This window comes from Pseudomonas sp. B2021 (assembly GCF_018135665.1).
Taxonomy (GTDB): domain Bacteria; phylum Pseudomonadota; class Gammaproteobacteria; order Pseudomonadales; family Pseudomonadaceae; genus Aquipseudomonas; species Aquipseudomonas lactis.
Genome location: NZ_SMOF01000001.1, coordinates 5,896,685 through 5,913,561, shown reverse-complemented (window position 1 = coordinate 5,913,561; position 16,877 = coordinate 5,896,685). Strand labels below are relative to the sequence as shown.

Here is a 16,877-nt window from a genome sequence, read left to right as displayed (position 1 = left end):
GGCGTCAGTCTACCCCCATTCAGGTGGGTGATGCTGCTGGTCAGGGTGGCCTCGAGGATCTATAACTCTTGCAGCCAACCCCACACCCGGCCTGGAGGCTTTGCAATGCTCAAGCTTTACGGATTTTCGGTCAGCAACTACTACAACATGGTCAAGCTGGCGCTGTTGGAGAAAGGACTGCCCTTCGAAGAAGTGCCTTTTTACGCCGGGCAAACCCCCGAAGCCTTGGCGGTCAGCCCCCGCGGCAAAGTGCCGGTGCTGGGTGTGAAGCAGGGGTTCATCAACGAAACCAGCGTCATCCTCGAATACCTGGAGCAGAGCCAGGAAGGCCCTGCGCTGCTGCCCGCCGACCCGTTTGCGCGGGCACAGGTGCTGGCGCTGTGCCGTGAGATCGAGCTGTACATCGAGCTGCCTGCGCGGGCGTGTTACGCCGAGGCTTTTTTTGGCATGACGGTGCCGGAGGCGATCAAGGAAAAGTCCAGGGCCGAGCTGTTGCTTGGGATCGGTACGTTAGGCCGGCACGCTAAGTTCGCGCCTTATGTGGCAGGGGAGAGCTTCACCCTCGCGGACCTGTATTTCATGTACAGCTTGAACCTGGCCTGCGGTGTGGGCGAGAAGCTGTTTGGGTTGGACCTGCTGGCGCAGTTGCCGAAGGCGAAGACCTTGTTGGCGCGCCTGAATGAGATGCCCAACGCGCAGAAGGTAGAGGCGGACAGGCAGGCGGCGATGCCAGCGTTCATGGCGATGATTGCGGCCAAGAAATAAATCTTTGGCATCTGATAAGAGCGCCATCGCGGGCAAGCCAGCTCCCACATTTTGATGTGTGAACCCAATCAAATGTGGGAGCTGGCTTGCCTGCGATGCTTTTAGCGGCTGGCGAGCAATTCTTTGCCGCGCACGACCGCTGCCTTGACCTGTGCCGGCGCAGTGCCGCCCACATGATTACGGGCATTCACCGAGCCTTCCAGGGTCAGCACGGCAAACACATCCTGCTCGATCTGGTCGCTGAACTGGCGCAGTTCTTCCAGGCTCATTTCCGCCAGGTCCTTGCCGGTGTCCACACCGTACTTCACGGCGTGGCCAACGATTTCGTGGCAATCACGGAACGGCAGGCCTCGGCGCACCAGGTAGTCCGCCAGGTCGGTCGCGGTGGAGAAACCACGCAGGGCCGCCTCACGCATGATCGCGTGCTTGGGCTTGATCGCCGGGATCATGTCGGCAAAGGCGCGCAGCGAGTCGCGCAGGGTGTCGGCGGCGTCGAACAGCGGCTCTTTGTCTTCCTGGTTGTCCTTGTTGTAGGCCAGTGGTTGGCCTTTCATCAGGGTCAGCAGGCCCATCAGTGCGCCGAATACACGGCCACTCTTGCCACGCACCAGCTCTGGCACGTCGGGGTTTTTCTTTTGCGGCATGATCGAGCTGCCGGTGCAGAAGCGGTCCGGCAGGTCGATGAACTGAAATTGCGCGCTGGTCCACAGCACCAGTTCTTCGGAGAAGCGCGACAGGTGCATCATCGCGATGCTGGCCGCGGCGCAGAATTCGATGGCGAAGTCCCGGTCCGACACGCCGTCAAGTGAGTTGCCGCCCACGGCGTCAAAGCCCAGCAGTTGTGCGGTGTACTCACGGTCGATCGGGTAGGTGGTGCCGGCCAGTGCAGCGCTGCCCAACGGCATACGGTTGGCGCGCTTGCGGCAATCGACCAGGCGCTCGTAGTCGCGGCTGAGCATTTCGAACCAGGCCAGCAGGTGGTGGCCGAAGGTCACAGGCTGTGCGGTCTGCAGGTGAGTGAAGCCGGGCATGATGGTGTCCGATTCACGCTCGGCCTGCTCCAGCAAACCTTTTTGCAGGCGGGTGATTTCGCCCAGGATCAGGTCGATCTCATCGCGCAGCCACAGGCGGATATCGGTGGCGACCTGATCGTTACGGCTGCGACCGGTGTGCAATTTTTTGCCGGTCACGCCGATGCGATCGGTCAGGCGTGCCTCGATGTTCATGTGCACGTCTTCCAGGTCGACGCGCCAGTCGAACGTCCCTGCCTCGATCTCACCGCGGATGGTGGTCAGGCCGTCGATGATGCTGTCACGCTCGGCGTCGGTCAGCACGCCGACCTTGGCCAGCATCGTGGCGTGGGCGATGGAGCCCATGATGTCGTGGCGGTACAGGCGTTGATCGAAGGTGACGGAGGCGGTGAAGCGCGCGACGAAGGCGTCGACGGGTTCACTGAAGCGGCCGCCCCAGGACTGGTTGGTCTTGTCGGTGCTCATGGATTCGCTCGTGATCTGCTTAAAAGAGGCATGAAGGTGTGCCGGCGATCATAACAGGGTTGCCCGTGGAGGCGGTGCTGCGGGTGGTCGGCAATTTTATTTGTGTAAGAGATGGCTAAGTGCCTTGCCGCCGACCGCATCCGGGACGAGACTGGGGGCAGGTACTTATTGAAACGATATTTGACGATTGGGCAATGTCGCCTCAGTGAGCGTCTACAGTTGGACTGATAGTGTGTGAATGCACCAAAGTCGGGTGATGCGGTCATAACCAGACTATCCATTAAACAGGGGGGTATTCGGATTGTTTATCAGTGAACCCTACGACGATGCCCGAAGGCAGCGGGTCTTGGGCGCTATTGAACAGGTCCGGGTAAATTTGGGTGCCATTCTCAGGGCACTTTTTGCCGCTCGCGCTAGTCTTAGCGTGGATCGCTGTGACGTCAGTCACCGCACCTGTCTACGCTATCCTTGTGCGAGACTCACGCAGGAATCCAGCGCAATATGAATGTCCTGATCGTTGATGACGAACCCCAAGCCCGCGAGCGACTGAGCCGTCTGGTCAGTGAACTCGAGGGTTATACAGTCCTTGAACCGAGTGCCACCAGCGGCGAAGAGGCGTTGACGCTGATCGACAGCCACAAGCCGGATGTAGTGCTGCTCGATATCCGCATGCCGGGCTTCGACGGCCTGCAAGTCGCCGCCCGCTTGAGCGAACGCGAATCGCCGCCCGCCGTGGTGTTGTGTGCGGCGCAGGATGAGTTTTCTGCACAGACGCTGGAAGACAGCGGTGTCAGTTTTCTCGTCAAGCCGGCCACTGCCGAAGCTTTGCTCAAGGCCCTGAAAAAAGCTGAGCGCCCCAGCCGCGCCCAACTGGCAGCCTTGACGCAACCGGCTGCGCAAAGTGGTAACGGGCCACGCAGCCATATCAGTGCGCGTACCCGCAAGGGCATCGAGCTGATCCCACTCGGCCAAGTGGTCTACTTTATTGCCGATCACAAATACGTGACCTTGCGCCACGAGACCGGTGAAGTGTTGCTCGATGAGCCGCTCAAGGCCCTTGAAGACGAGTTTGGCGAGCGTTTCGTGCGCATTCATCGCAATGCGCTGGTCGCCCGTGAACGCATCGAGCGCCTGCAGCGCACGCCCCTGGGGCACTTTCAGCTATTCCTGAAGGGGCTCAATGGCGATGCCTTGATTGTCAGCCGACGCCATGTCGCCGGCGTGCGCAAGATGATGCAGCAGCTTTAGCCCAAGGGCTGCGGCGCGGTCTGCATTCCTAATCCCGGTGCGACGTGGCCAGGGAGGCCCCGCACTTGCTGATTCAAATCAAAGCGTATTTGCCTGAGCTGTTATTATCCGCCGTATCTATTCAGTACGGATTGATCCATGTCCTCTCGCGAAATCCGCATCGCCACCCGTAAAAGCGCCCTGGCCTTGTGGCAGGCCGAATACGTCAAAGCCCGCCTTGAGCAGGCCCATCCCGGCCTCAAGGTATCCCTGGTGCCCATGGTCAGTCGCGGCGACAAGCTGCTGGACTCGCCGCTGTCGAAAATCGGCGGCAAGGGCCTGTTCGTCAAGGAGCTGGAAACCGCGCTGCTGGACAACGAAGCCGATATCGCCGTGCATTCGATGAAAGATGTGCCCATGGACTTTCCTGAAGGCCTGGGCCTTTTTTGCATCTGCGAGCGCGAAGACCCGCGCGACGCCTTTGTTTCCAACACCTTCGCGTCCCTGGACGAATTGCCGCTGGGCAGTATCGTCGGCACCTCCAGCCTGCGCCGCCAGGCCCAGTTGCTGACGCGGCGTCCCGACCTGCAGATCCGCTTTTTGCGTGGCAACGTCAACACGCGCCTGGCCAAGCTCGACGCCGGCGAATACGACGCGATCATCCTCGCCGCTGCCGGCTTGATCCGCCTGGGCTTTGAAGACCGCATCACCTCGGCCATCAGCGTCGAAGACAGCCTGCCGGCTGGCGGGCAGGGCGCAGTCGGGATCGAATGCCGCACCGCCGACAGCGAAATTCATGCGCTGCTAAAACCTCTCGATCACGCAGACACCGAAGTGCGCGTCACCGCCGAGCGTGCCTTGAACAAACACCTTAACGGTGGCTGCCAAGTGCCCATCGCCTGCTATGCCGTACTCGAGGGTGAGAACCTGTGGCTGCGTGGCTTGGTTGGTGATCCGGACGGCGGTAACCTGCTGACCGCCGAGGTGCGTGGGCCGCAACGTGATGCCACGGCCTTGGGGATTCAGGTCGCCGAAGCGTTGCTGGAAAAAGGCGCGGGTGCCATTTTGCAAAAAGTCTATGGCGAGGCCGGCCCGCAGTGACCGATTGGCGAGTGCTGCTGACGCGGCCTGCCGAGGAGTCGACGGCCCTGGCGGCGTTATTAGCCCAGAGCGGTATTCACAGCAACTGCCTGCCTTTGCTGGAGACTGAAGCCTTGCCGGTGACCGCTGAGCAACGCGCGGTGTTCGGCGCGCTGCCGCGCTATTGCGCCGTCATCGTGGTGAGCAAGCCGGCCGCGCGCCTGGCGTTGCAGCAGTTGGGGGGCAGTGTGCCGCCAATGCCCTGGTTCAGTGTCGGCGCGGCCACGGCTCAGATACTGGCCGATCATGGCCTTAACGTTCACTGTCCCGCCACGGGCGATGACAGCGAGGCCTTGCTTGAACTGCCCGCCTTGCGCGAGGCTATTGCAGTGCCGGGCGCCCGGGTGTTGATTCTGCGTGGCGAGGGCGGGCGCGAGTTGCTGGCAGAGCGTTTACGCGAGCAAGGTGCTAGTGTCGACTACCTGGAATTGTATCGGCGTTTTCTTCCAGTGTATGAGAAGGGCGCGCTGATGCAACGCATCCAGTTGGAACGCTTGAACGGCCTGGTGGTCAGCAGTGGGCAGGGTTTTTTACACTTGCACGCGTTGGCCGGCCCCGATTGGCCAGAGGTGGCACAGCTGCCGTTGTTCGTGCCAAGCCCGCGTGTATATGAAATGGCGCGGGCCGCGGGTGCAGAAAAAGTTGTGGATTGTCGCGGTGCGAGTGCCGCGGCTTTGTTAGTGGCGTTAGGGAGCTATCCCGTTCCCACTCTCTGATACGCAAAGGACGGATACGTGAGCGAAACAGCCTTGCCTAAAGATGAAGCTCAGCCCGCGCTTGATGCGCCGGTCGAGACACCGGTCAGCGCGCCACGCCGTGGCAATGGCCTGGCCATCGTCGCCTTGCTGTTGGGCGCTGCGGGCGTAGCCGCCGGCGGTTGGGGGATCTGGCAGGTCCGTGCCCTGCAAGCCAGCAGCCAGCACCAGCTGGGCCAGGTGCAGACCCTGGATGACCAGTCCCAGAGCCTCAAGCAAGGCCAGCAACAGTTGGCCGCCCGCCTGGCGCAGTTGCCGGGTGCGGATGAGCTGGAAGAACGTCGCCGTCTGGTCACTCAGTTACAGGGTGATCAGCAGCGCCTCAACCAGCGTCTGGAAACCGTGTTGGGTGCCAGCCGCAAGGACTGGCGCCTGGCCGAGGCCGAGCATCTGATCCGTCTGGCCAGCTTGCGTTTGTCCGCCTTGCAAGACATCAACAGCGCTCAGTCGCTGGTCCAGGGGGCCGACGAGATTCTTCGCGAGCAGAGCGACCCAGGGTCTTTCGCCGCACGCGAGCAACTGGCCAAGAGCCTGGCCGCGCTGCGCAGCACCGAGCAACCGGACCGTACCGGCCTGTACCTGCAACTGGCCGCCTTGCGTGACCAAGTGGTGCAACTGGCGGCGATTGCCCCAGAGTATCAGCTCACCGAGCCCGCTTCCCAGGGGCGTCCCACCAGCGATACGCAGAACCAGTTGAGCCAATGGTGGGAGCAGATTTCCCGTTACTTCCGCATCGACTTCAACCCGGATGACAACATTCGCCCATTGTTGGCAGGCCAAGGTCTGAACCAAGTGCGCCTGGCCTTGAGCCTGGCGCTGGAGCAAGCCCAGTGGGCTGCGCTTAACGGCGAGGCGGCGGTGTACAGCCGCTCGCTGGGAGAAGCGCGCAGCGTGTTGCAGGACAACTTCAACCAGGACAACCCGCAGAGCAAGGCGATGCTGGCGCGTATTGCCGAGCTCGAGCCCAAGGCCGTGTCGGTGGTCACGCCTGACCTGGCCGCGAGCCTGGCTGCTGTGCAGGCGTACCTTGAGCGTCGTCATCTGTCTGCCGACGAAGCCAAGGCCTCGGCTGGCAAACCGGCGACCCAGGAGTAGAGCTGATGAAGCGTTTCTATGTGATCCTGGTGCTCGCAATTGCGCTCGCCCTGGCCCTGGGCGTGGGCATTTCGAAGCACACCGGCTACGTGTTGATTACCTATCCTCACTTGCTGCATTACGAATCAAGCCTGTGGGCGACATTGGTGGCGCTGTTCGCCATTGGCCTGGCGATTTACCTGATTCGTGTGTTGTGGAGCCTGGTTACCACATCCGGTGGCGTGGTCAACCCTTGGTCACGACGCAACCGCAGCCGTCGTGTGCAGATTGCTATCGAGCAAGGCCAGATGGACCTCGCCGAGGGCCGCTGGGCCAGCGCCGAACGCCACCTGCACCGCGCCGCCGAAGCAGAGCGTCAACCTTTGCTGTATTACATCGGCGCGGCCCGTGCGGCGAATGAGCAGGGTCGTTATGAGGAATCCGACGGTTTGCTGGAGCGCGCGCTGGAGCGCCAGCCCCAGGCCGAACTGGCCATTGCACTGAGCCATGCGCAATTGCAGATGGATCGTGGCGATACGGAAGGCGCTCTGGTCACCCTTCAGGCGATGCATGAGCGTCATCCGCATAACGCGCAAGTGCTGCGACAGTTGCAACGCCTGCATCAGCAGCGTGGCGATTGGTCGTCGGTGATTCGCCTGCTGCCGGAACTGCGCAAGGACAAAGTCTTGCCCGCCAATGAGCTGGCCGAGCTGGAGCGCCGCGCGTGGGGCGAGAACCTGAGCCTGGCGGCCCAGCGTGAAGAGCAAGGCGAGGCGGGGTTGCAGTCCTTGGAGCGCGCATGGGAGCAACTGACCGCTGCCCAGCGCCAACAGCCACAACTGGTATTGGCGTATGCCGACCAACTGCGTCGATTGGGCGCCGATGCCAAGGCCGAAGAAGTGCTGCGTGGTGCGCTCAAGCGCGGTTACGACAGTCACTTGATCCGGCTGTATGGCCTGCTGCGCGGCAGTGACCCTGCGCGTCAATTGAAGTTTGCCGAAGGCTGGCTCAAGGACCATCCAGGCGATGCCAGCCTGCTGCTGACGCTGGGTCGTCTGTGCCTGCAAAACAGTCTGTGGGGCAAGGCGCGGGATTATCTGGAAAGCAGCCTGCAAGTACAACGCAATCCCGAAGCCTGCGCCGAATTGGCTCGGCTGCTGGCCCAATTGGGCGACACCGAGCGCAGCAACCAGCTGTTTCAGGAAGGCTTGGGGTTGCTCGACAATCGTCTGCTGTCCTCGCCGCTGCCGGTGCCTGCGCGAGTTTAAAGTAGGAAAGGGTGAGTGGATTGGCTCGGACCGATCCGCCCCCGATCCTTCAAACCCTGCAAACACTCGGTTTAACTGGCCTTGTTGCTAATTCCTACTTGTTGTAACTGAATTTCCTCGGGCTCGTGGCGGGATGTCCTTATGTTTTCGAGGAAATGTCTGCTCTAGGGCGTATTGAAAGGGGTCGGGCCTTTCCTCTACCGTAGCGACCTATCTCTTGCAGTGCGGATAAACAATGTCTTTGGCCCCTTTACGCTCTTTGTTTTTCCTGGCGTTCATGGCGGGTGCGCTGACGTTGGGCGCGTCTTTCTACCTTCAATACGGCGCGCTGCTACGACCGTGTTTTCTATGCCAGGTACAGCGCCTGTTCCTCGCGTCTTTTGCATTGATCAACCTGATTGCCGTGCTTCACAAACCTGGGCGTTCCGGCCTTTGCCTTTATGGGTTGGCGAGTATGGGCTGTGCGTTGCTGGGCGCCATCACCGCAGGCCGGCAAGTCCTGTTGCAGAACAGGCCGGCAAGTCAGGTGGGGGATTGCTGGCCCAGTCTGCAGCACATGCTTGAAAGCCTGTCTGTCTGGCAGGCCATGCGCTCGGTGTTCAATGGCACGGTCGATTGTGTCGAAATCAACTGGACGCTATTTGACCTGAGCCTGCCTGAGTGGAGCCTGTTGTTCTTCGTCGCGATGCTGATCCTGGGGCTCATGCAGGTATCACGGTTGTTGTTCGGCAGGCATTTGCGCCTCGCAGTGCATTGAAAACGAGACTCAGGTTGTAGGAGCGGATTAAACACTTGTATGAACATTCTCTCCTGCGTACCTTGAAGCCATAGTCATGCGGGCATAATCTGGCCCGCACGCGTTATCCAAACCGCTTGTCAGACGCGGCCTTGTCCGTCTGCTGCTTCATCCTTGAAGTGTTGCGCAGGTACAGAGCTGCGGCGCCCCAATAGGGAAGAGAGATCATCATGTTGGAAAGTTGTCAGAATGCTCAGGAACGCTGGGGTGGAGTGCACAAGCTGATCGACAGCTGGTTGAAGGCACGTCACGAACTGGTTCGGGCCTTTGATGCTCTCGGCGCCAAGCCCGAAGCGTTGGGCGAGAATCGCGAGACATTGCAGGAATTCTGCGGTGTGCTGGTGGACTACGTGTCTGCCGGCCATTTCGGCGTCTACGAGCAACTGACCAAGGAGGCCGAAGCCTTCGATGATCAGCGTGGCCTGGAGTTGGCCGAGACGATTTACCCGCGCATCGATGTGATTACTGAAAAGCTGCTGGCGTTCACCGACCTGTGTGATGCCGGGAAATGTGTTGCGGAAAAATTCAAGGAATTGGGCGCGCTGTTGCATGAGCGTTTCGAACTGGAAGATTGCTTGATCGAAGTGCTGCACAACGCTCATAAAGAAGAGCCCGCCACCCAGGCTTGAAGCTGATGGCGAGATAAAAAACGGTGCGCATGTCGCACCGTTTTTTTATGGGTCAGTGGCGAGTGCCGAGCAGTTCGATTTCGAACACCAGCGGCGTATAGGGTGGGATCAACTCACCTGCGCCGTCTGCGCCATAGGCCTGGGCCGAAGGAATCACCAGGCGCCATTTCGCACCCACCGGCATCTGTTGCAATGCACTGCTCCAACCGCTGATCACGCTGTTGACGCGAAACCATTGCGGTTGCGTACTTTTGTCGAAGACAGTCCCGTCAGGCAGTCGGCCCACGTATTTCACCTGTACTTCATCGCTGGCCAACGGCTTGTTGCCAGTGCCCGGTGCCAGCTCGGTGAGCAGGATACCGTCGGCTAGCTGACGAACGCCGGCGGCGGCTTTTTCCCGAGTGAGAAATTGCTGTTCGGCGGCCAGTGCTTTTTCGCTTTGCGGCAGTTGGGCGTCGGCGGTGTTCTGCGCTTCATGCTGGGAGAGGATCTGTTCGATGCGCGCGTTATCCAGCGCCAGTGGTTTGCCTTGGTAGGCTTGTTTGAGTCCGTCGAGCAGAGCCTGTATCTGCAGGTCGGGGACTTCCTGGCGCAACCGTTCGCCAAGGCTTGCGCCCAGGCTATAGGCAAGATCGTACGGGGTTGCGGCGGTGGTGTTTGACGAGGGTTGCTCGCTTGCATCGGCCACGCAGATCGCCAAGCCGAACACTAGAAAAAGGTAACGCGACATGGTCATTCTCCCGGCGAAAGTGCGACGGATTATGCCAGTGCGAGTGCGTAAAAAGTGGCGTGGTTTTCCGTTATATCGATAAGAATTTTCGCACTGTGCAACGCAAGGCAAAGGATACTGTCAACATGCCCTAGCGGCGGTAAGAGCAGAGGGCTAGTATGAGCCGCACCCACGTCAGCCAGGAGGTAAACCATGTCGGCCAAACAGAAGCCTGTAAATACCCCGTTGCACTTGCTCCAACAACTTTCGGGCAGCCTGCTCGAACATCTGGAAAGCGCGTGCTCCCAAGCCTTGGCTGATGCAGAAAAACTGCTCGCCAAACTGGAAAAGCAGCGCGGTAAAGCGCAAGAAAAACTGCACAAGTCCCGTACCAAACTGCAAGACGCCGCCACTGCCGGCAAGTCCAAGGCACAAGCCAAAGCCAAAGGTGCGGTCAAAGAACTTGAAGAGCTGCTGGATGCTCTCAAGGATCGCCAAGCCGAAACCCGCAGCTACATTTCCCAACTCAAAAAAGACGCTCAAGAAAGCCTGAAACTGGCCCAAGGTGTTGGCCGTGTGAAGGAAGCCGTAGCTAAAGCACTGGGTGCTCGTACGCCTGCAAAAGTAGCCGCCAAGCCAACTGCTAAAACTGCTGCTGCCAAACCAGCTGCCAAGCCAGCCGCTAAAACCGCTGCTGCCAAACCAGCCGCGAAGCCAACTGCTAGAACGGCTGCTGCCAAACCAGCTGCCAAGCCAGTCGCTAAAACCGCTGCTGCCAAACCAGCCGCGAAGCCAGCTGCTAAAACTGCTGCAGCCAAACCAGCCGCGAAGCCAGCTGCTAAAACTGCTGCCGCCAAACCAGCTGCAAAGCCAGCTGCTAAACCTGCTGCTGCCAAACCAGCTGTGAAGCCAGCCGCTAAAACTGCTGCTGCCAAACCAGCCGCCAAGCCAGCTGCTAAACCTGCTGCCGCAAAACCGGCCGCGAAGCCAACTGCCAAGCCAGCGCCCGCCAAGCCAGCCACGCCAGCAGCCCCCACTGCCACCCCGGCAGCAGCCACCGCTCCAACTGCATCGGCCAGCAGCACTCCTGCACCGGTAGCGCCAAGCACCACCCCAACCAGCGCTTCCTAAGTGTTGGTGGCCATGACGCGCAATTGCAGCAGCGCGTCGTGGTCAAGGTTGGCGGCTTCGGTCGCCAGGCCTTCACGCCATTCTTGCTGACCCGGCACCTCATTGATCGGCCATGCCTGCGCCAGCGCTTCCAAGCGTGCCAGCAGCGTTCTTTCGGCCTCCAGCTCCAGTGTCTTGATCTGCTCGCGTAGAGATGCCAATTGCGCATCCTGCTGGGCCAAGGCGCGCCATTGCACGCGCATTTGTCGCAACGGTTCGACTACCTGCACCCGCCACGGCTGAGCGATCTGTTGCAATGCCTGAACGCGTTCGGGCTTGTACGCCACACCTCGTTGCTCCAGCCAAGCACCACACAACAACAGGCACACGTCTGCACCTTGCTCCTGCAAGCGCAGGCACGCGGCCTCCACGCCCGGGAGAGCATAGGTCGAAAGGGCAAAGCTCCACAGGTCAGCGTACATATTCACACCCAAGCCAGCGGCCAACGAAGCTGGTAGACTCCGCCGCCATTATGATCCGACTTCAAAGCCTAACATTACAGCGTGGCCCGCAACGTCTTCTTGAAGACGCCGAGCTGACCCTGCACGCCGGTCACAAAGCCGGCCTGATCGGTGCCAACGGCGCCGGCAAATCCACGTTGTTCGCCTTGTTGCTGGGTGAGCTGACCCCGGATTCCGGGGACTGCCTGCTGCCGGCCGACTGGCGCATTGCCCATATGCGCCAGGAGATCGACACCCTGGACCGCATCGCCATCGACTACGTGCTCGATGGCGACCTGCGCCTGCGCCAGGTGCAACACGACCTCGCCGAAGCCGAAAAAGCCCAGGACGGTGCCGCCCAGGCGCGCCTGCACTCGGAGCTGGACAGCGCCGACGGCTATACCGCCGACGCCCGCGCTCGCAAGATGCTTGCCGGCCTTGGGTTTACCAACGAGCAGATGGACCGTCCGGTCGCCGATTTCTCCGGCGGCTGGCGCATGCGCCTGAACCTGGCCCAAGCGCTGATGTGTCCGTCGGACCTGTTGCTGCTCGACGAGCCGACCAACCACTTGGACCTCGATGCGATCCTGTGGTTGGAAGACTTCCTCAAGAGTTACCAGGGCACCTTGCTGCTGATCTCCCACGACCGGGATTTCCTCGACGCCGTGGTCGATAACATCGCCCATGTCGAACAGAAGAAAATCACCCTTTACCGTGGCGGCTATACCGCGTTCGAACGCGCTCGCGCCGAACGCCTGGCCCAGCAGCAACAGGCCTTTGAAAAGCAACAGGCGCAACGTGCGCACATGGAAAGCTACATCGCCAGGTTCAAGGCCCAGGCCACCAAGGCCCGCCAGGCGCAGAGCCGGATCAAGGCCCTGGAACGCATGGAAGAGCTGTCGGCGGCCCACGTCGATTCGCCGTTCGACTTTGTCTTCCGTGAGTCGGTGAAGATCTCCAGCCCGCTGTTGGACCTCTCGGACGCTCGCCTGGGCTACGGCGACAAAACCATCCTGGAGAAGGTTAAGCTGCAGCTCACGCCGGGCGCCCGCATCGGTTTGCTCGGCCCGAACGGCGCCGGCAAGTCGACACTGATCAAGAACCTCTCGGGTGAGCTTGAGCCGCTGGCCGGTCGCCTCACTCGTGGCGAGAACACGGTGGTGGGTTACTTCGCCCAGCACCAACTGGACTCGCTGGACGCTAAGGCCAGCCCGCTGTTGCACCTGCAACGCCTGGCGCCAGCCGAGCGCGAGCAGACCCTGCGCGACTTCCTCGGCGGTTTCGACTTCCGTGGCGCGCGTATCGACGAGCCCGTGCTGAACTTCTCCGGTGGCGAAAAAGCCCGCCTGGCCCTGGCCCTGATCGCCTGGGACCGGCCCAACCTGCTGTTGCTCGACGAACCGACCAACCACCTGGACCTGGAGATGCGCCTGGCGCTGACCATGGCCCTGCAGGAATTCAGCGGTGCGGTATTGGTGGTGTCTCACGACCGTCACCTGCTCAAGAGCACCACCGACAACTTCCTGCTGGTGGCCGACGGCAAGGTCGAAGAGTTCGATGGCGACCTGGACGACTACGCGCGCTGGCTGACCGAATACCGCCTGCGCAATGCGCCGGCCAGCAACACGCCGGTCAACCCGGACAAGACCGACAAGAAAGCCCAGCGCCAGGCCGCCGCCGCGCTGCGCCAGCAGTTGGCACCGCACAAGCGCGAAGCCGACAAGCTGGAAGCCGAGCTGGGCAAGGTGCATGAGCGCCTGGCCAAGATCGAAGCCAGCCTGGGCGACAGCGCCGTCTACGAGGCGGCGCGCAAGGATGAACTGCGTGACCTGTTGGCCGAACAGGCCAAGCTCAAGGTGCGCGAGGGGCAATTGGAGGAAACCTGGATGGAGGCCCTCGAATTGCTCGAAACCCTGCAAGCGCAACTGGAGGCGCTGTCCTGATGGAAGCGTTGCAATTGCCAGTACCGGTGCAATGGATCGAGCCCATCTGGATCGGCGTGCAAATCCTGCTGATCCTGCTGGCTGGCTACCTAGCCCAGCGCTTCGTCGCCAAAGGCCTGACACGCCTGGGCGAGCGCTACCCGTTCCCGCCGCAATTGCTGATGCCCCTGCGCGGCGGCTTGCGCTGGCTGATCATGGGCAGTGCGCTGATCTTTGTGCTGGGCCGCCTGGGTGTGTCCGCCACGGTGCTGTGGACCGCCCTGTCGGGCTTTGTCGCGGTGGCGGCCGTGGCGTTTTTCGCCATGTGGTCGGTGCTGTCCAACCTGCTGTGCGCGATCCTGATCTTTACCGTCGGGCCGTTTCGCCTGGGTGATATCGTCGAGTTGGTGGACACCGTCGACAAGCCGGGCGTGAAGGGCCGGGTCGTGGCGATCAACTTGCTCTACACCACGCTGATCGAAGTCGAGGAAGCCGGGACCAACAGCGCGATGGTGCAGGTGCCCAATAGCCTGTTCTTCCAGCGTTCGGTACGCCGTTGGCCCGGCTCTGGCACCAACATCCTGTAGGAGCGAGCTTGCTCGCGAAGAACCTGAGAGCGCCGCGTTCATCCAGTTTGCCCGCGTTATCGTTGACGTTCTTCGCGAGCACGCTCGCTCCTACAGAAATCTATAGCCAGCCTTTGGTTGCAGGAGTTAGCTTAAGGCACAACCGCTAACTCCCTTACGAGGTGTGCAATGGCTCTCGATACATGGCTGGCCTTTTTCCTGGCCAGTTGGATCATCTCCCTTTCTCCTGGCGCCGGCGCCATCGCCTCAATGTCCAGCGGCCTGCAGTACGGTTTTGTGCGTGGCTACTGGAACGCCATCGGCCTGCAACTGGGCCTGGCGATGCAGATTGCCGTGGTTGCGGGTGGTCTGGGAGCCATTCTGGCGGCCTCGTCTACTGCGTTCTATGCGATCAAATGGTTCGGCGTGGCCTACCTCGTGTACCTGGCCATCAAGCAATGGCGCGCTTTGCCCATGGACATGACCGACGACGCCGCCGTACGCCCCATTGGCAAACCGATGGCGATGATGTTCCGCGGTTTTCTGGTCAACGCCAGCAACCCCAAGGCGCTGGTATTCATGCTGGCGGTGCTGCCGCAGTTCGTGAACCCGCAGGCGCCGTTGTTGGTCCAGTACCTGATCCTGGGTGCAACCATGATCAGCGTCGATATGATCGTGATGGCGGGCTACACAGGGTTGGCGTCGAAAGTCTTGCGCCTGTTGCGTACACCCAAACAACAGAAACGCGTAAACCGCACCTTTGCTGGCTTGTTTGTCGGCGCTGCCGGTTTCCTGGCGAGCCTGCATCGCGCCACGGCCTGACCAAGCGACGGACCAAAAATGTGGGAGCGGGCTTGCTCGCGAATGCGGTGTGTCAGTCAAAGGAAATAGTGACTGAAGCACCGCATTCGCGAGCAACCCCGCTCCCACACTCGTTTTGTAGTGATATGAAATAACACCTTGAGTCGAATCCATTAAAGCTCAACAATAGTGTTACTTCGTATTTCCACTTGAGATTCATTCATGACCGCCCCTTTCCGCTTTCTCGCCTGGCTGCTGTTGCCGGCGTTGCTGTCGTGCAGCTCCAATCTGTTGGCCGCGACCGCCGAGGGCGCGCCGCAAGCCCTGCATTTGCTGGACTACATTGGCGCCGACTACCCACCGACGGTGGAGGCGGGCAAGGTGGTAGATGACTCGGAATACCGTGAACAAGTGGAATTTCTCGGGGTGTTGCAGGGGCTTGTGGCTGATTTGCCAGACAAACCCGAGCGCGCCGAGCTGATAAAGGGCGTTGATGAACTGCTGGCCGCAGTCACTGCACACCAGGATGGAGCGAGCGTTGCCCGCCAGGCCCGTCAATTGGGCGCCAAGCTGGCCGTGGCGTATGAAGTCAGCCAGGCCCCGGCCATCACGCCGGACCCGACCCGAGGCGCGCCGCTCTACGCCCAGCATTGTTCGGTGTGCCACGGCACAGCAGGTGCCGGCGATGGCCCCGCAGGCATGGGCATGACGCCGCCACCCGCTAACCTGCGCGATGCCACACGCCTGGATCGCTTGAGCCTCTATGCGATCTACAACACCCTCGGCCTGGGCGTCGAAGGCACCGACATGCCGTCGTTCGCTGACCAACTGGACGACCGCCAGCGCTGGGACCTGGCAACCTATATCGCCGGCTTCACGGCCGACCCGGCCGCCGCGAAAGGCGAGCAGACATTCAACCTCGCCGACCTGGCCCGCCAGACCCCCAATGAAGTGCTCGCCGCTGACGGCCCTGGCGCTGCGGCGACATTCCGCGCCCAGCGTGCGCAGCCGCCGCAGGTTCAGCGTGGCCCCGCGCAGTTGCTCGATTACACCGCCGCCACCCTGGACAAGAGCCTCGCAGCCTTTCGCAACGGCGACCACGAGCAGGCTTATGATCTGTCCGTCGCGGCCTACCTGGAAGGCTTCGAGCTGGTGGAAAGCTCCCTGGATAACGTCGATGCCAATGTGCGCAAAGACACCGAGAAGGCGCTGATGGCTTATCGGCAATCGTTGCAGGACGGTTTGCCTATCGAGCAGGTGCAGCAGCGCTTGGATGCAGCCAAAGGCAAACTCACTGAATCGGCTGGTTTGCTGGGCGGCGATGGCCTGAGCTGGTCGTTGAGCTATATCTCTGGCCTGCTGATCCTGCTGCGCGAAGGTCTGGAAGCGATTCTGGTGCTGGCAGCGATCCTCGCCTTCCTGCGTAACACCGGCCAGCAATCGGCGGTGCGCAGCGTCAACGTCGGCTGGGGCCTGGCGCTGTTGGCAGGCTTGGGTACCTGGGCTTTGGCGGCCTATGTCATTGACGTCAGCGGTGCCCAGCGTGAGTTGCTTGAAGGCTGCACGGCGTTGTTCGCCAGTGTGATGGTGCTGTGGCTCGGCGTGTGGATGCACGACCGGCGTCACGCGGCAGCCTGGCAGGACTACATCAAGAGCAGCCTGGTGGGCGGCGGTGGGCGTTTCGGTTTTGCCGTGCTGGCGTTCTTCTCGGTGTACCGCGAACTGTTCGAAGTAATCCTGTTCTACGAAACCCTGTGGCTGCAGGCCGGCCCTGCCGGGCACAACGCGGTGCTGGCCGGTGGTGCCACGGCGCTGGTGCTGCTGGTGGGCCTGGCCTGGGTGATCCTGCGCGGTTCGGCGAAGCTGCCCCTGGCGCTGTTCTTCGGCATCAATGCCGCGTTGCTGTGTGCGTTGTCGGTAGTGTTCGCCGGGCACGGTGTGAAGGCCTTGCAGGAAGCGGGCATCTTTGGCACGCGGCCGGTGGCGTTCTTTGACTTCGACTGGCTGGGCATCCACGCCGATGCGTACTCGTTGGGGGCACAGGCCGTGGCGATCCTGGCGATTGTGGTGTTGTATGGCCGTAGCCGCCTGACCGAAAAGCGCCGGGTGGCGGCGTAGC

General features: G+C 61.2%; 16 protein-coding genes. 13 read left to right on the top strand and 3 right to left on the bottom strand.

All coding sequences use genetic code 11. From position 1 onward, the window contains the following. Positions 1 to 105 precede the first annotated feature (105 nt). Entirely contained in the window at positions 106 to 765 is a 660-nt protein-coding gene (locus tag E1K68_RS26805) for a glutathione S-transferase (RefSeq protein ID WP_057710199.1), read from the top strand. A gap of 101 nt (positions 766 to 866) precedes the next feature. Here E1K68_RS26805 and argH read toward each other — a convergent pair whose 3' ends face one another. Then, positions 867 to 2,261: an argininosuccinate lyase gene (gene argH / locus E1K68_RS26800; RefSeq protein ID WP_003195396.1), complete on the bottom strand. Its 1,395-nt coding sequence runs from the start codon at positions 2,259 to 2,261 to the stop codon at positions 867 to 869. A 501-nt stretch (positions 2,262 to 2,762) separates the two neighbouring features. On the opposite strand from argH, the gene E1K68_RS26795 reads away from it, so the two are divergent. The 7 genes from E1K68_RS26795 (at position 2,763) to E1K68_RS26770 (ending at position 9,150) form a co-directional block, all read left to right on the top strand. Beyond that, positions 2,763 to 3,509, top strand: a complete 747-nt coding sequence (locus tag E1K68_RS26795; RefSeq protein WP_034134045.1) for a LytTR family DNA-binding domain-containing protein — start codon at positions 2,763 to 2,765, stop codon at positions 3,507 to 3,509. 138 nt (positions 3,510 to 3,647) lie between these two features. Continuing rightward, complete coding sequence (gene hemC / locus E1K68_RS26790) at positions 3,648 to 4,589, top strand: hydroxymethylbilane synthase (protein WP_003195391.1); 942 nt, start codon at positions 3,648 to 3,650, stop codon at positions 4,587 to 4,589. Beyond that, a complete protein-coding gene (locus E1K68_RS28010) occupies positions 4,586 to 5,344 on the top strand; it encodes a uroporphyrinogen-III synthase (RefSeq protein WP_003195388.1) in 759 nt (252 codons plus the stop codon). The genes hemC and E1K68_RS28010 overlap by 4 nt, the downstream gene beginning before the upstream one ends. A gap of 18 nt (positions 5,345 to 5,362) precedes the next feature. Continuing rightward, on the top strand, positions 5,363 to 6,478 hold the full coding sequence (locus E1K68_RS28005) for a uroporphyrinogen-III C-methyltransferase (protein ID WP_034134043.1): 1,116 nt from the start codon (positions 5,363 to 5,365) through the stop codon (positions 6,476 to 6,478). Positions 6,479 to 6,483: 5 nt separating this feature from the next. After that, positions 6,484 to 7,725 (top strand): heme biosynthesis protein HemY, encoded by a 1,242-nt coding sequence (locus E1K68_RS26780; protein WP_003195384.1) that lies wholly within the window; start codon positions 6,484 to 6,486, stop codon positions 7,723 to 7,725. A gap of 235 nt (positions 7,726 to 7,960) precedes the next feature. Next, positions 7,961 to 8,482, top strand: coding sequence for a disulfide bond formation protein B (locus E1K68_RS26775; protein ID WP_003195382.1), 522 nt, complete (start codon positions 7,961 to 7,963; stop codon positions 8,480 to 8,482). 209 nt (positions 8,483 to 8,691) lie between these two features. Next, positions 8,692 to 9,150 carry an Rsd/AlgQ family anti-sigma factor gene (locus E1K68_RS26770; protein WP_003195380.1) on the top strand — a complete coding sequence of 153 codons (459 nt, stop codon included), beginning with the start codon at positions 8,692 to 8,694 and terminating at the stop codon, positions 9,148 to 9,150. A 52-nt stretch (positions 9,151 to 9,202) separates the two neighbouring features. Here E1K68_RS26770 and E1K68_RS26765 read toward each other — a convergent pair whose 3' ends face one another. After that, positions 9,203 to 9,880, bottom strand: a complete 678-nt coding sequence (locus E1K68_RS26765) for an FKBP-type peptidyl-prolyl cis-trans isomerase (RefSeq protein ID WP_212614848.1) — start codon at positions 9,878 to 9,880, stop codon at positions 9,203 to 9,205. Positions 9,881 to 10,072: 192 nt separating this feature from the next. Between E1K68_RS26765 and E1K68_RS26760 the strand changes: the two genes are divergently transcribed. Further along, positions 10,073 to 10,990, top strand: coding sequence for an AlgP family protein (locus E1K68_RS26760; protein WP_212614847.1), 918 nt, complete (start codon positions 10,073 to 10,075; stop codon positions 10,988 to 10,990). Here the strand turns inward: E1K68_RS26760 and E1K68_RS26755 are convergent. Next, complete coding sequence (locus E1K68_RS26755) at positions 10,987 to 11,451, bottom strand: TIGR02444 family protein (RefSeq protein ID WP_212614846.1); 465 nt, start codon at positions 11,449 to 11,451, stop codon at positions 10,987 to 10,989. The genes E1K68_RS26760 and E1K68_RS26755 overlap by 4 nt on opposite strands. A 50-nt stretch (positions 11,452 to 11,501) precedes the next feature. Here E1K68_RS26755 and abc-f point away from each other — a divergent pair, with 50 nt between their 5' ends. From abc-f to E1K68_RS26735, 4 genes are all read left to right on the top strand, one after another. Further along, positions 11,502 to 13,412, top strand: coding sequence for a ribosomal protection-like ABC-F family protein (gene abc-f, locus E1K68_RS26750; RefSeq protein ID WP_057710204.1), 1,911 nt, complete (start codon positions 11,502 to 11,504; stop codon positions 13,410 to 13,412). Then, the gene (locus tag E1K68_RS26745) at positions 13,412 to 13,978 is read left to right on the top strand and encodes a mechanosensitive ion channel family protein (protein WP_003195372.1); all 567 of its coding nucleotides are present in this window, start codon (positions 13,412 to 13,414) and stop codon (positions 13,976 to 13,978) included. The genes abc-f and E1K68_RS26745 overlap by 1 nt, the downstream gene beginning before the upstream one ends. 168 nt (positions 13,979 to 14,146) lie before the next feature. After that, positions 14,147 to 14,779 (top strand): LysE family transporter, encoded by a 633-nt coding sequence (locus E1K68_RS26740; RefSeq protein ID WP_003195369.1) that lies wholly within the window; start codon positions 14,147 to 14,149, stop codon positions 14,777 to 14,779. Positions 14,780 to 14,980: 201 nt separating this feature from the next. After that, entirely contained in the window at positions 14,981 to 16,876 is a 1,896-nt protein-coding gene (locus E1K68_RS26735; protein WP_212614845.1) for an FTR1 family protein, read from the top strand. Position 16,877: the final 1 nt, after the last annotated feature.